Here is a 12494-nt window from a genome sequence, read left to right as displayed (position 1 = left end):
TTCCCTCGGCGGGTCTCGCGGCGGGTCCTGGACACTCAACCGGGACCGGGAAGAGCAAGAGGTCAGGCGGGCGGGGAGTCGGGGTCCAGCATCTTGAGGGTGTCCTCCTCGGCCGGGTTGTCGGCCTCGAGCTGGTCTTCGGTGGTCTCGTCGCCGCCCGTCGGGGCGTCCTGCTCGATGGGCTCGTCTTCGGCGCGTCGTTCGTCGGTCATGGCCTCACGCTAGGCCCCGCGACGCGGAAGGGCACAGGGGTTGACGAACCGGCCACCGGGAGGGATCACAGCCCCGCGATCACCGCGTTGTCGACCTCGTCGATCTCGACGCCCGGCCGCTCGGTGCGATTCGTCATCAGCACCCACGCGACCCCCGCGGATGGGTGGACCCACAGCTCCGTTCCGGCCCAGCCGCCGTGTCCGTAGGCGTCGGTGTCGATGAGGCCGGGCGCCCGGGCGCGGAGGTTCCACGTGAACCCCCAGTCCTGCCCGCGCTCCGCGCGGTACGGCTCCAGGCGCGGGATGTCGCCGGTCAGCGGACGCAGCATCATGCCGAGCGTCGCCGGCTGGACGACGCCGCCCGTCTCGCCGTCGCCGATGCGCAGCAGCGCCGAGCCGATCGCGAGCAGATCGGTCGCCCGTCCGAGAAGACCGGCTCCGGGATGCCTCAGCCCGATGAACGCGTCGAAGTCGAGGCCTGTGGCCGCGGCATCCGTCACCTCATGCGGGTCGCAGGCCTCGTCGAAGGTCAGTCCGTCGGCGCCGAGCGAGGACGCCCACTCGGCCACGTCCTCGTGCCACGGCACACCGGTGGCGTGCTCGGTCATCGCCGCGATGCCCTCGAACGCGAGGGTCGAGTAGCGCGACATCGTGCCCGCGGTGAAGTCCCGTCCGGCCGAGATCAGCGTCGAGCGCAGGTTCGGGGCATCCATCGCCGGCTCCGTGATGCCCGACGTGTGGCTCGCCAGATGCCGCAGCCGCACGATGTCGTCGCGGTCGGCGCCGAAGTCCGGCAGGGCGTCGGTGAGCGGCGTCTCGGGCGTCAGCAGCCCCCGCTCGATCGCCCGCGCCGCGACGAGGCCGACGAGCGGCTTGGTGACGGAGAACAGCCGGTAGTGGTCGTCGACCTGGGCCGTCCGGCCGTGGGTCGAGCCAAATGCGTCGAGCGCCGCGATGCCGGAGGCGGTCGCGACACCGAGCACGGCGGTCGGCAGGCGGCCGGCGTCCACGTGGCGGCGGGCCCAATCGAAGGCGGCGGCGTAGGCGGTCATTCGGTTCCTCTCGCGAGCGGGACTTCTATCCTGCCCGCGGTTCGTACCGCACGGGAGGGAACGCGGCCGCGACGGCCTCCCGCAGGGTCTCGAGCGAGGCATCCGCTCCGAACCAGCCGTGCGCGCGCGCCTGCACGAGCACGTTGCCCAGCGCCGTCGCCTCCACGGGTCCGGCGAGCACGGGCAGTCCGGACCGATCGGCGGCCGCCTGGCACAGCAGGCGGTTGAGCGCTCCGCCGCCGACGAGATGCACGACGTCGATGTCGCGGCCGGTGAGCCGGCCGGCCGTATGCACCGTCCGGGCGAACGCCGCCGCGATGCTCTCGACGATGGTGCGAGCGAACGCGGCGCGCGTCGCGGGCACCGGTACGCCGGCTTCGCCGAGCACCGCCGCGATGCGGGCGGGCATGTCACCCGGTGCGGACAGGCGCGGATCGTCGGCGTCGAAGAGGGGGATCTCACCGTCGACGGATGCCGCGGCCTCGAGCAGCTGCGGAAGATCGATCGCCGCTCCATCCGCGGCCTCCCACGCACGCACCGACTCGCTGAGCAGCCAGAGCCCCGTGACGTTGTGCAGAAAGCGCACGCGCCCGTCGACGCCGCCCTCGTTCGTGAAGTTCGCCTCGCGGGCCTCGTCGGTGACGACGGGCTCGTCGAGCTCGACGCCGACCAGTCCCCACGTGCCGCACGAGATGTAGGCGGCGTTCGGTGAGCTCAGCGGCACGGCGACGATCGCCGAGGCGGTGTCGTGAGACCCGACCGCCACGACCTCGAGCGGTGCGCCGACGTGCTCGCAGGCCCCACGCGACAGCGCGCCGATCCGGGTGCCGGGGTCGACGAGCGAGGGGAGGATGGATGCCGGGACCCCGAGGCGCTCGGCCAGTTCGAGGTCCCACTGGCCGGTGCGCACGTCGACGAGGCCGGTCGTGGACGCGTTCGTGCGCTCCGCCACGCGCGCGCCGGTGAGCAGGAAGGCGACGAGGTCGGGGATGAGCAGCGCAGCCTCGGCATCGGTGAGCCCGCTCTCGGTGGCGTACTGGTACAGCGTGTTGAAGGGCAGGAACTGCAGGCCGTTGCGGCGGTACAGGTCGGCGAACGGCTCGATCGCGTGCACCCGCTCCACGCCCTGCTGCGTTCGCTCGTCGCGGTAGTGGAACGGCTCGCCGACGAGTTCCCCGCTGTGCACGAGACCGTAGTCGACTGCCCAGGAGTCGATCCCCACGCTCGCCAGGCCGGGCTCGCGCGCGACGGCGTCGCGGAGGCCGTCGAGGATGTGCGCGTACAGCCGGGTGAAGTCCCAGTGCAGGCCGTCGGGGCCGGGCACGGGGCCGTTCGGGAATCGCGCGACGGCCTCGAGGCGCAGCATCCCGTCGTCCACGTAGCCGAGCATCACGCGACCGCTCGTGGCGCCGAGGTCGACGGCCGCGACGACGCCGCCGGTCATCGCCCGGCCCCTCGCGTTTCGTCTCGCTGCGCTCGCTCAACGACCCGAACCTCGGAACGCGAGGTCATCGGAGGAACGCGGCGGCGACGCCGGAGTCGACGGGGATGTGCAGACCCGTCGTGCGCGAGAGCTCGGGACCGGTCAGCACGTAGACGGCGTCCGCGACGTTCTCGGGCACGACCTCGCGCTTGAGAATGGTGCGGTTCGCGTAGAACTGGCCGAGATCCTCTTCCTTGACGCCATAGGTCGCGGCGCGGTTGGCGCCCCAGCCCGCGGCGAAGATGCCCGAGCCCCGCACGACGCCGTCGGGGTTGATGCCGTTGACGCGCACGCCGTGCTCGCCGAGCTCGACCGCGAGCAGTCGCACCTGGTGGGCCTGGTCGGCCTTCGTCGCCGAGTAGGCGATGTTGTTCGGGCCGGCGAAGACGGAGTTCTTCGACGAGATGTAGATCACGTCGCCGCCCATCCTCTGCTCGATGAGCGCCTTCGCCGCCGCCTTCGCGACGAGGAACGAGCCCTTCGCCATGACGTCGTGCTGGAGGTCCCAGTCCTTCTCGGTGGTCTCGAGCAGCGGCTTCGACAGCGACAGCCCGGCGTTGTTGACGACGAGGTCGACGCCGCCGAACGCGAGCACGGTCGCGTCGATCGCCGCCTGCACGCCGTCGGCGTCGGCGACGTTCGCGGCGACGCCGATCGCGACGTCCGCGTTGCCGAGCTCTGCCGCGGCGGCCCGCGCCTTCTCGAGGTCGAGGTCGGCGACGACGACGCACGCGCCCTCCGCCGCGAGGCGGGTCGCGATCGCCTTGCCGATGCCGGAGGCGGCGCCGGTGACGAAGGCGATGCGCCCCTGATGGGTCTTCGGCTTCGGCATCCGCTGCAGTTTCGCCTCTTCGAGCGCCCAGTACTCGATGCGGAACTTCTCGGCGTCGGAGATCGGACTGTACGTCGAGACCGACTCGGCCCCGCGCATCACGTTGATCGCGTTGACGTAGAACTCGCCGGCGACGCGCGCCGTCTGCTTGTTGGCGCCGAACGAGAACATGCCGACACCGGGCACCAGCACGATCAGCGGGTCGGAGCCGCGGATGGCCGGCGCATCGGCCGTTGCGTGGGCGTCGTAGTACGCCTGGTAGTCCGCACGGTAGGCCTCGTGCAGCTCGGCGAGGCGGGCGAGGGATGCCTCGACGCCCGCGTCGGCGGGAAGATCGAGCAGCATCGGCTTGACCTTCGTGCGCAGGAAGTGGTCGGGGCAGCTCGTGCCGAGCCCGGCCAGGCGCGGTGCGTTCTCGGAGGCGAGGAAGTCGAGCACGACGTCGGAGTCAGTGAAGTGGCCGACCATCGGCTTGTCGGTCGACGCGAGCCCGCGGATCGTCGGAGCCAGCGCGGCGGCCTTCGCGCGCCGCTCCGCCTCGGGAAGCGCCTCGAAGCCGGCGCGCACGCCGCCGAACGGCTCGGACTCGCCGTGCTCGTCGAGGTAGGCCTGTGCGGTCTCGATGATCCACAGCGAGTTCGCCTCGGCCTCGTCCGACGTGTCGCCCCACGCCGTGATGCCGTGCCCGCCGAGGATGCAGCCGATCGCGGCGGGGTTCTTCGCCTTGATCTCGGCGATGTCGAGGCCGAGCTGGAAGCCGGGCCGCCGCCACGGCACCCACACCACCTTCTCGCCGAAGATCTCCGGCGTCAGCGCCTCGCCGTCGGCTGCCGTGGCGATCGCGATGCCCGAGTCCGGGTGCAGGTGGTCGACGTGCGCGGCGTCCACGAGCCCGTGCATCGCGGTGTCGATCGACGGCGCCGCGCCGCCCTTGCCGTGCAGGCAGAAGTCGAACGCCGCGACCATCTCGTCTTCGCGCTCGACGCCGGGGTAGACGTTAACGAGGGCGCGCATGCGGTCGAGGCGAAGGACGGCCAGGCCGGACTCGGTGAGTGTGCCGAGGTCGCCGCCCGAGCCCTTGACCCACAGCAGCTCGACCGGCTCGCCCGTCACGGGATCGATCTCCGTGCCCTTGGCGGACGTGTTGCCGCCGGCGTAGTTGGTGTTCTGGGGATCGGCGCCGAGGCGGTTCGACCGCTCGATGAGTTGCTGTGCAGTCTCGTTCGTCATGTTCTGTTCCTTGAGTGAGTCATCGGGGTCGAGTGTCCACGACGCGCCGCCCCCGGCTGGGGGTGCGCGGCGTGTCCTGGACACTCGGCGAAGAAGAGGTGAGGGAGAGAGCGGCGAGGCGGGTCGCGATGCGGTCGAGAGAAGCGGATGCCGCGCCCCCGGCGTCCGGTCGATTCAGATGTCCGTGATCGGTGCCGGGCTCGATCACGACCTCGATCTCGCGGCCGGCGGCGGCGAGGGTGGACGCGAAGACCTCGCCCGAGACGCGGAGCTCGTCGACCTCGCCGTTGATCATGAGGGTGGGCGGGAAGCCGGCCAGGTCGGCAGGTGCGGCGCGGCCGGGAACGGCCGGAAGCGGAGCATCGTCGACGCGACCGCCGAGGTAGTTCTCGTACATGTCGCGCACGGCGTCCGGTCCGAAGCGGTCGGCCTCCGGGTCGGCGTCGAGCGCGGCACGCAGAGCGGCGTCGGGCGCGGGCTGGACGGCGAGGAGCGTCGGGTACGCGAGGACCACAAGGGCGGGCAGGGTCGGCGACCCCGCCTCGAGCAGTCGCATCGTCGCGCCGGCGGCGAGGTTGCCGCCCGCGCTGGCACCGCCCAGGGCCAGGCGAGCGGGGTCGATGCGCAGGCGGTCGGCGTGCGTGACCGTCCACTCCCACGCCGCGAGGACGTCATCGGAAGGACCGGGGTAGACCGTCCCGGCGCGCGGCGCGGTGCCCCCGCGCTCGGCCCAGAGCCCCGAGACCGGCGCGAGGCGGTAGTCGACGGAGACGACCATGGTTCCGCGGGCGGCGAGCGAGCGGGCGACCCAGTCGGCTTCCGGCATGTCGAGCTCACCGAACGCGAACCCGCCGCCGTGCGCCCACACGAGCCCCGCGCCGTGCGGGGCGGGCGCCGGGTAGACGCGCACGAGCCCGTCGGCGTCGGCGTACGGTTCGGTCATCTGGGTCGATCCTCTCGCTGCTCCGCCGTCACCTGGAGGTCAGGCTCCCCAGCCCGCCTGGGTGCCGCCGACGCGATCGGAGGCGATCCGCTGCTGGTGACCCGAGGCGGCGTACGCGGCCATGGGGTCGGCCGGGAGTCCGCGCGACTCGCGCCATTCGGCGAGCGCCGGACGCACGTCCGTGTAGAACGCGTCCATGAGCACGGCGTTCGCCGCGAGCACGTCGTTCGCCGCCTGAGCTGCCGCGAGGGCGTCGCGGTCGACGAGCAGCGCGCGCGCGGTCATCTCCTGCACGTTGAGCACCGAGCGGATCTGGCCGGGGATCTTGTCCTCGATGTTGTGGCACTGGTCGAGCATGAACGCCACGTCGGGGTTGTTGAGCCCTCCGCCGCGGATGACCTCGAAGATGATGCGGAACAGCTGGAACGGATCGGCGGCGCCCACGATGAGGTCGTCGTCGGCGTAGAAGCGCGAGTTGAAGTCGAACGAGCCGAGCTTTCCGAGGCGGAGAAGCTGCATGACGATGAACTCGATGTTGGTGCCGGGCGCGTGGTGTCCGGTGTCGAGGCAGACCATCGCGCGCTCGCCGAGAGCAGCCACCTGCGCGTAGGAGGTACCCCAGTCCGGAACGTCGGTGTGGTAGAACGCCGGCTCGAAGAACTTGTACTCGAGCACGAGGCGCTGCTCGTCGCCGAGGCGCGCGTAGATCTGCTGCAGCGAGTCGGCGAGGCGGTCCTGGCGGGCGCGCATGTCGTTCTGGCCGGGGTAGTTCGACCCCTCGGCGAGCCAGATCTTCAGGTCGCGCGACCCGGTCGCGTGCATGATGTCGATGCACTCGAGGTGATGGTCGATGGCCTTCCGGCGGATCGCCTCGTCGGCGTGCGTCAGGGCGCCGAACTTGTACTCCTCGTCCTGGAACGTGTTCGAGTTGATCGTGCCGAGCTGGACTCCCAGATCCTCCGCGTGGCGGCGCAGATCGTCGTACGAGTCGACCTTGTCCCACGGGATGTGCAGCGCGACGCTCGGGGCGAGCGCGGTGAACTCGTTGACCTTGGCCGCGTCGGCGATCTTCTCGAACGGGTCGCGCGGGGTGCCCGGCGTGGTGAACACGCGGAAGCGGGTTCCCGAGTTGCCGAAGGCCCAGGACGGCAGTTCGATGCCCTGGCCTTCCAGCTCGGTCAGGATGTCGGGGGAGAGTACGGTCACGATGGTTCGCTTTCCGCCCCGGATGCCTCGGCATCCGCGAGCTGGTCTTCGAGGTGGAAGATCTCGGTCAAGGGGGTGGCCGCCTGGTCGGGACGCCCGTCGAGGCCGACGAAGAAGCGGCTCATCTCGGCTTCCCAGCGCGCGGCCACCTCGGAGGTCGCCAGGTAGGCCTGCGCAGCGGCGTCGTCGTCGGTCTCGTAGTAGCCGAGAAGCCGTCCGCCGTCGGCCAGGAAGAGGGAGTAGTTGCGGCGTCCGGCTGCGGCGATCTCCGCCAGCATCTCGGGCCAGACCGGAGAGTGGCGGCGGAGGTACTCGTCGAGCAGCCCGGGCTTCACCTGCAGCTCGAACGCGACGCGCGTCGGCGCGGTCGGTCTCGTCATCGAGGACTCCTCATCGATTGCGGTGTGAATCGTTTCAAACTCTAACCCGCATGTATCGTTTCACGCAACCCATGGGCCGAGGCGAGAGTGAGACGATGACGATCAGCGTGAAGGACGTCGCCGCGCTGGCGGGCGTCTCCGTGGGCACCGTCTCGAACGTGCTGAATCGCCCTGAGAAGGTGGCGCCCGCGACCGTCGAACGCGTGCAGGGAGCCATCGACGAACTCGGGTTCGTGCGCAACGACGCCGCGCGACAGCTGCGTGCCGGCCGCAGCCGCAGCATCGGGCTGATCGTCCTCGACGTGCGCAACCCGTTCTTCACCGACGTCGCCCGAGGTGCAGAGCTGCGCGCCGCCGCCGATGATCTGTCGATCCTCCTCGGCAACAGCGACGACGATCCCGGGCGCGAGTCGGGGTACCTCGACCTCTTCGAGCAGCAGCGGGTGCACGGCGTTCTCATCACCCCTGTCGACGACGTCTCCGCACGCCTCGACCGGCTTCGCGCTCGGGGCATCCCCGCGGTGCTCGTCGACCGGCTGAGCGACGGCGCCGACTTCTCCTCCGTCTCGGTCGACGACGTCCACGGCGGTCGGCTGGCGGTGTCCCACCTCATCGAGACCGGTCGCCGGCGGATCGCCTTCGTGGGCGGACCCGCGACGGTGCGCCAGGTCGCCGATCGCCTCGAAGGCGCGCGCCGCGCGGTGGCGCAGCATCCGGACGCCTCGCTCGAGGTCGTCGAGACCTCGGCGCTCACCGTGCTGGAAGGGCGCGCCGCGGGCGAGCTGCTGCGGGATCGCCGCCCGGACGAGCGGCCCGATGCGGTCTTCGCGGCGAACGACCTCCTGGCCGTCGGCGTGATGCAGGCCCTCGTCATGCTGGGGTCGGTGGCGGTCCCCGGTGAGATCGCGATCATCGGGTACGACGACATCGACTTCTCGGCGGCGACCGTGGTGCCCCTGTCGTCGATCCGCCAGCCCAGCGGGCTGATCGGCCGGCGCGCCGTCGAGCTGCTCCTGGCCGAGGTCGAGGGGGCCGACGAGCATGAGCAGGTCGTCTTCCAGCCCGAGCTCGTCGTGCGCGAGTCGACGGCGGGCCGATCATGACGCGCAACTGGGCGGGAACCTACGACTACGCCGCACCGCGCATCGTGCCGGTGTGGAGCGAGGCCGACGTGCTGCGCGAGCTCGCCGGCGACAGCGGACCCGTCCACGCCCTCGGCACCCGGCACTCGTTCACCGACCTGCCCGACACGGCGGGCACGCTGCTCGACCTCGCCGGTCTCGAGGGCGGGCTCGCGCTCGGCGACGGCACGGTACGCGTGGCCGCGGGCACCCGGTACGGCGTGCTGGCGGCGTGGCTCGACGAACGCGGTCTCGCGCTGCACAACCTGGGGTCCCTGCCGCACATCTCGGTCGCGGGCGCGACGGCCACGGGCACCCACGGCTCGGGCGACGACAACGGCGTGCTGACGACCGCGGTGCGCGGCATCCGCTTCGCCGATGCCGATGGTGCGGTGCACGAGGTCCGACGGGGCGACCCCGACTTCGACGCCCTTGCGGTGGGCCTCGGCGCCTACGGCGTCGTGCTGTCTCTCGACATCGAGACGCGGCCGTCCTACCGCATGCGGCAGGACGTCTACCGGGGAGTGTCGTGGGATGCCGCCCTCGGCGCCCTCGACGCCGTGACCGGCGCGGGGTACAGCGTCTCGGTGTTCACGCGGTGGGAGCGGCCGTCGGTCGGCTGGGTCTGGGTGAAATCGCGGATCGACGCCGACGACCAGCCGGTGCCGGACAAGCTCCTCGACGGCGTGCTCGACATCGACGCCGAACCGCTCGGCGGGCTCGCCGACGTCACCGAGCTGCGCGGCGTCGCCGGGCCGTGGATGCTGCGGCTGCCGCACTTCCGCCTCGACGGCACCCCCTCGTTCGGTGACGAGATCCAGAGCGAGTACTTCGTCCCGCGCGAGCATGCGCCGGACGCGCTGCGGGCGATGCTCGCGCTCGGCGATGTCATCCGTCCCCTGCTGTTCGTGAGCGAGCTTCGCACCGCTCCTGCCGACGACCTCTGGCTGAGTCCGGCGTCGGGGCACGACGTCGTCGCGATCCACTTCACGTGGCGCAACGACCCGGCCGGGGTGGACGCCGTGATCCCTCGCATCGAAGCGGCGCTCCGGCCGTTCGGGGCGCGCCCGCACTGGGGCAAGCGCCACGACTTCGATCGCGCGGCGATCGAGCGCGTGCACCCGCGGCTCGCGGACGCACGAGGCGTCTTCGAACGGCTCGATCCGCGCGGGCGATTCTCCAACGCGCACCTGGAGCTCATGGGCGTGCGCGAACCGCGCTGACGCTCCGCGCGCCGGGTCAGCTCGCGCGGCGCTGGTGCATCCGGTCGGCGTCGGGCACGCGCACCGGCGTGGTGGAGGCGACCTCGTCGCTGAACTCCTCCGGCGCGGGCTGCACGACCGACAGCGGCCGGGTCTCGTCGATCGTGAGCAGGAACCGGCGCTCCTCGTGACGGTGGAGGCGTCCGGAGACGATCAGCCACGTCGCGCCGATCGCGAACGCCACCAGCGCCGCTCCGGCACCGAGCAGGATCGCCTGACGGGGTCCGAACTCTGCGGCCACCCAGCCGACGATCGGAGCGCCGATGGGCGTTCCGCCCATGAGGATGGCCATGTAGAGGGCCAGCACGCGACCGCGCAGGGCCGGGTCGGTCGTCGTCTGGACGTAGCCGTTGGCCGTCGTCAGCATCGTCACGACCGCGAACCCCGTGAACATGAGCGTGATGGCATATGCCCAGTAGGTGGGCATGAACGCCGACACCGCGGCGGCGCCGGCGAAGAGGAGGGTGCCGCCGATGACGACCCGGATGCGCGCGCGGTCGCGTCGTGCGGCCATCAGTGCGCCCGCGAGCGAGCCGATCGCCAGGATCGAGCTGAGCAGGCCGTAGCCGTCGGCCTGCTGGCCGAACTCGAGCGCCATCGTCGAGGCGAAGATCGGGAAGTTCATGCCGAACGCGCCGACGATGAACACCATCGCGAACGTCACGATGAGATCGGGGCGGCGTGCCACGTAGCGGAACCCGTCGGCCAGCCGGGACGCGCCGGGGGCCTTCACCCGCGGGATGAGCTCGTTCGTGCGGATGAGCAGCAGCGCGACGATCATGGCGAGGAACGTGACGCCGTTGACGAGGAACACCCACCCGGTTCCGATCGCGACGATCACGACGCCCGCGACCGCGGGTCCGATCATGCGCGCACCGTTGAAGGAGGCCGCGTTCAAGGCCACGGCGTTGGACGCGATCTCGCGCGACACCAGGTCGGAGACGAACGCCTGGCGGGCGGGGTTGTCGAAGGCCGCGATGACGCCCAGACCCAGCGCGAACGCGTACATGAGCGGCAGCGTCATGACGCCGAGCAGGAGCAGGATGCCGATCACGACGCCGACCACCAGCAGGAGACTCTGCGTCACCACGAGCAGCTTGCGCCGGTCGAACTTGTCGGCCACGAACCCGGTGACGCCCACCAGCAGGAGCGGCGGCGCGAACTGCAGCGCCATCGTGACGCCCATCGCCGCGGCGTCGTTGTCGGTGAGCTCGGTCAGCACCACCCAGCTGAGTGCGGTCGCCTGCATCCAGGCGCCGACGTTCGAGACAAGCGCGCCGATGAACCAGACCCGGTAGTTGAAGATCGAGAACGACCGGAACATCGCGGTCACAGGGCCACCATCCGCTGCATCAGATCAGCCGCCTGTTCGAGCGTCCTGCGCTCGTCGGGCGACAGCTCGGCCAGCGCCGCCTCCACCCACGCATCGCGTCGGCGTGCGGTCTCGTCGACGACAGCCCGACCCTCGTCGGTCAGCGAGATCACGACCTTGCGGCCGTCGTTCTCGTCGGCGGACCGCACGACGTAGCCCAACTCCTGCAGGCAGTTCACGGTGCGGTTCATCGAGGGGGCGGACACCCGCTCGCGGTCGGCCAGCTCGCCGAGCGTGTGCGAGCCGTGCACCCACAGCGCTGCGAGGACGGCGAACTGCCCGTCGCTCATCGAGTCGACTGCGCGCTGCGTGCGCATGCGGCGGGCGAGCCGGAAGGTCGCGATGCGCAGGGCCGAGGCCGCCGCGGAATGGTCGTCGAGGTGGTCTGTCGTGGTCGTGTGGGTCGTCGTATCGCTTCTCATCCGATTAGTTAGCATAGCTCATTAGTCTTGCTAAGGGAATTCGGGATGCTCGGCGCGGGGTCGCGGCATCCCACTTCTCCTAGACTCTGCGCATGCCCGAGTTCATCGATGCACACGGCATCGCGATCGTCTACGACGTCCATCCCGCGAAGACCGAGCCTCGGGCGGTCGTGCAGCTGCTGCACGGAGTCGGAGAGCACGCCGGCCGCTACAGCGCGTTGATCGCCGCCCTCACCGCGGACGGCTACACCGTGTATGCGGCCGACCACCGCGGCCACGGTCGCACCGGAATGGGCCAGCATCGCGGCGACGTCTCGCGTCTCGGCCATCTCGGCCCCGGTGGCCTCCGAGCGGCCCTCGCCACGATGTGGCAGTTCAGCGAGCAGCTCCGAGCCGAGCACTCGACGCTGCCGCTCGTGCTGCTGGGCCACTCGGGAGGGTCGGTGCTCGCGCAGATGCTCGTGAACCTCCATCCCGACGCGTACGACGGACTCGTCCTGACCGGCTCGGCGCTGCGGATGCCGGGTTCGATCCGCACCAGCGGTCTGAACAGACCCTGGGACGGACCGGACGCGACGGGCACGGAGTGGCTCTCGAGCGACCTGACGGTCGGGCGCGCCTTCCTCGACGATCCCCTGACGACCTCGGAGGACCCCATCAAGCTGATCGGCGTGGTCGACTCCCTCCGCATGTACGGCCGGCCCCGTCGCAACCTGGGCCGCGACATCCCGACGCTCCTGATGGTCGGTCGCGACGACACCGTGGGCGGACCCCGCAGCGTGCACCGCCTCGCCGACGCCTACCGGACGCGGTCCGGTTTCACCGACGTCACCACGCTGGTGTATCCCGGCGCACGACACGAGATCTTCAACGAGGTGATGCAGGCCGACGTGCGCGGAGACCTGCTGGCGTGGCTCGACCAGCGGTTCCCCGTTCGGGTCTGACCTCGGTTCCGCGTCTTACCCGTTGACGCCCGGCG

The 12494-nt window shown here is 71.0% G+C and carries 12 protein-coding genes; 3 read left to right on the top strand and 9 right to left on the bottom strand.

The genetic code is table 11. The annotated features are described in order from the left end of the window. Window positions 1–62: 62 nt before the first annotated feature. The 7 genes from JX005_RS11250 to JX005_RS11220 all read right to left on the bottom strand — a co-directional run bounded on the left by JX005_RS11250 (window position 63) and on the right by JX005_RS11220 (window position 7338). Window positions 63–212: a hypothetical protein gene (locus JX005_RS11250; protein ID WP_214467613.1), complete on the bottom strand. Its 150-nt coding sequence runs from the start codon at window positions 210–212 to the stop codon at window positions 63–65. 65 nt (window positions 213–277) lie between these two features. After that, entirely contained in the window at window positions 278–1264 is a 987-nt protein-coding gene (locus JX005_RS11245) for a serine hydrolase domain-containing protein (RefSeq protein WP_214467611.1), read from the bottom strand. 25 nt (window positions 1265–1289) lie between these two features. Continuing rightward, the gene (locus tag JX005_RS11240) at window positions 1290–2708 is read right to left on the bottom strand and encodes a rhamnulokinase (RefSeq protein WP_214467609.1); all 1419 of its coding nucleotides are present in this window, start codon (window positions 2706–2708) and stop codon (window positions 1290–1292) included. A 64-nt stretch (window positions 2709–2772) separates the two neighbouring features. Then, window positions 2773–4809 carry a bifunctional aldolase/short-chain dehydrogenase gene (locus JX005_RS11235; protein ID WP_214467607.1) on the bottom strand — a complete coding sequence of 679 codons (2037 nt, stop codon included), beginning with the start codon at window positions 4807–4809 and terminating at the stop codon, window positions 2773–2775. 19 nt (window positions 4810–4828) lie between these two features. Continuing rightward, window positions 4829–5752, bottom strand: coding sequence for an alpha/beta hydrolase fold domain-containing protein (locus tag JX005_RS11230; protein WP_214467605.1), 924 nt, complete (start codon window positions 5750–5752; stop codon window positions 4829–4831). A gap of 39 nt (window positions 5753–5791) precedes the next feature. Then, window positions 5792–6958 (bottom strand): L-rhamnose isomerase, encoded by a 1167-nt coding sequence (gene rhaI / locus JX005_RS11225; protein WP_214467604.1) that lies wholly within the window; start codon window positions 6956–6958, stop codon window positions 5792–5794. After that, window positions 6955–7338: an L-rhamnose mutarotase gene (locus tag JX005_RS11220; protein WP_214467602.1), complete on the bottom strand. Its 384-nt coding sequence runs from the start codon at window positions 7336–7338 to the stop codon at window positions 6955–6957. Before JX005_RS11220 ends, rhaI begins: the two co-directional genes overlap by 4 nt. Window positions 7339–7433: 95 nt before the next feature. Between JX005_RS11220 and JX005_RS11215 the strand changes: the two genes are divergently transcribed. After that, window positions 7434–8441, top strand: coding sequence for a LacI family DNA-binding transcriptional regulator (locus JX005_RS11215; protein ID WP_214467601.1), 1008 nt, complete (start codon window positions 7434–7436; stop codon window positions 8439–8441). Continuing rightward, window positions 8438–9682 (top strand): D-arabinono-1,4-lactone oxidase, encoded by a 1245-nt coding sequence (locus JX005_RS11210; RefSeq protein WP_214467600.1) that lies wholly within the window; start codon window positions 8438–8440, stop codon window positions 9680–9682. Before JX005_RS11215 ends, JX005_RS11210 begins: the two co-directional genes overlap by 4 nt. A gap of 16 nt (window positions 9683–9698) precedes the next feature. Here the strand turns inward: JX005_RS11210 and JX005_RS11205 are convergent, their stop codons facing one another. Continuing rightward, window positions 9699–11045: an MFS transporter gene (locus JX005_RS11205; protein ID WP_214467803.1), complete on the bottom strand. Its 1347-nt coding sequence runs from the start codon at window positions 11043–11045 to the stop codon at window positions 9699–9701. A gap of 5 nt (window positions 11046–11050) precedes the next feature. Beyond that, entirely contained in the window at window positions 11051–11515 is a 465-nt protein-coding gene (locus tag JX005_RS11200; protein ID WP_246533869.1) for a MarR family winged helix-turn-helix transcriptional regulator, read from the bottom strand. A 92-nt stretch (window positions 11516–11607) separates the two neighbouring features. Here JX005_RS11200 and JX005_RS11195 point away from each other — a divergent pair, with 92 nt between their 5' ends. Next, window positions 11608–12459: an alpha/beta fold hydrolase gene (locus tag JX005_RS11195; protein WP_214467598.1), complete on the top strand. Its 852-nt coding sequence runs from the start codon at window positions 11608–11610 to the stop codon at window positions 12457–12459. The last annotated feature ends 35 nt before the right edge of the window (window positions 12460–12494 follow it).

It is taken from the genome of Microbacterium flavescens (genome assembly GCF_018588945.1).
Taxonomy (GTDB): Bacteria; Actinomycetota; Actinomycetes; order Actinomycetales; family Microbacteriaceae; genus Microbacterium; species Microbacterium flavescens.
The sequence above is the reverse complement of the archived record's forward strand: the minus strand, read 5'-3'. Positions and strand labels throughout refer to the sequence as shown.